General features: G+C 66.5%; 3 protein-coding genes. All 3 read left to right on the top strand.

All coding sequences use genetic code 11. From position 1 onward, the window contains the following. Window positions 1-8: 8 nt before the first annotated feature. Genes MXD62_RS27625 through MXD62_RS27615 form a run of 3 tightly spaced genes read left to right on the top strand, consistent with a single transcriptional unit; the run spans window position 9 to window position 1,071 of the window. A complete protein-coding gene (locus MXD62_RS27625) occupies window positions 9-389 on the top strand; it encodes a helix-turn-helix domain-containing protein (protein WP_308301339.1) in 381 nt (126 codons plus the stop codon). Next, window positions 338-643 (top strand): winged helix-turn-helix domain-containing protein, encoded by a 306-nt coding sequence (locus MXD62_RS27620; RefSeq protein WP_308301338.1) that lies wholly within the window; start codon window positions 338-340, stop codon window positions 641-643. The genes MXD62_RS27625 and MXD62_RS27620 overlap by 52 nt, the downstream gene beginning before the upstream one ends. Before the next feature lie 41 nt (window positions 644-684). Then, window positions 685-1,071: a transposase gene (locus tag MXD62_RS27615; protein WP_248832320.1), complete on the top strand. Its 387-nt coding sequence runs from the start codon at window positions 685-687 to the stop codon at window positions 1,069-1,071. Window positions 1,072-1,096 lie beyond the last annotated feature (25 nt).

Raw genomic sequence — 1,096 nt, 5'->3', positions numbered from 1 at the left:
GACGATTAATGTGTGGTGTTAATGGGTCTGGTGATGGCTGGTGGTGGGCGGGTACATCTTTTGCTATGAGGTATGCGACGGGTGGCGGGTTGACGCCCGCCGGGCAGGTGGAACGGGAGCGGGTTCGGTTGGCTGCGGCTGACCGGTTCGCTGCGGGAGCGACACGGACGGAGGTGGCGCGGGAATTCAAGGTGACCCCGAAAACAGCGGGCTGTTGGTATCGGGCGTGGGAGTCAGGGGGCGCGGCGGCGTTGCGGTTGGCTGGTCCGTTGTCGCGGTGCCGGTTGGATGATCGGGATCTGGGCCGGTTGGAGGCGATCCTGCGCCGGGGGCGGGGGTGTACGGCTGGGAGGATCAGCGGTGGACCCTGGTCCGGGTCGCTGAGGTGATCAGGCGGGAGTTCGGGGTCGAGTACACGCTGCCGGGGGTGTGGATGTTGTTGGACCGTCACGGCTGGTCGTGTCAGCTGCCGGCGCGCCGCGCGGTCGAACGTGACGACACCGCGGTGCAGGGCTGGTCCGAGCAGGGGTGGCCGGCGGTAAAACCACTGCGGCGGCCTGGGATGCCTGGGTCTGTTTCCTCGACGAGACAGGGCAGGGACTGCGGTCGCCACGAGGACGGACGTGGGCGCGCCGCGGAGTGACCCCGGTGGTGCGGGTGTCGGGGCGGGGTGGGTCCGGGCGGGTGGGTGAGCGTAAGGGGTTGGGCTGGGGGGACTGCCGGGATCTTCTGCTGGCTGGGCATGCGCAGCTTCCCGGGGGGCGGCTGGTGGTGGTGGTGTGGGACCGGTTGAACATCCATCTCCAGGCCGAGATGACCGGCTTCCTGGCCGCGCACGCCGGCTGGGTGAGCGTCGTATGGCTGCCTGCCTACGCGCCTGAGTTGAACCCGGCCGAGGGTGTCTGGTCGTATCTGAAACGTACAACCCTGGTGCACCTGGCCGCCCGTGGTATCGACCAGGTCTATCAGGCCGTCAAGCACGGACTGAAACGTATGCAGTACCGGCCGGGACTACTCATCGGGTTCCTCACCGAAACCGGACTGACCTGGAAAAATCTCCGATCAACATAACTTCACACGTTAATCTTCAGTAGCC

Source organism: Frankia sp. Mgl5 (assembly GCF_023242985.1).
Lineage (GTDB): Bacteria > Actinomycetota > Actinomycetes > Frankiales > Frankiaceae > Parafrankia > Parafrankia soli.
The sequence above is the reverse complement of the archived record's forward strand: the minus strand, read 5'-3'. Positions and strand labels throughout refer to the sequence as shown.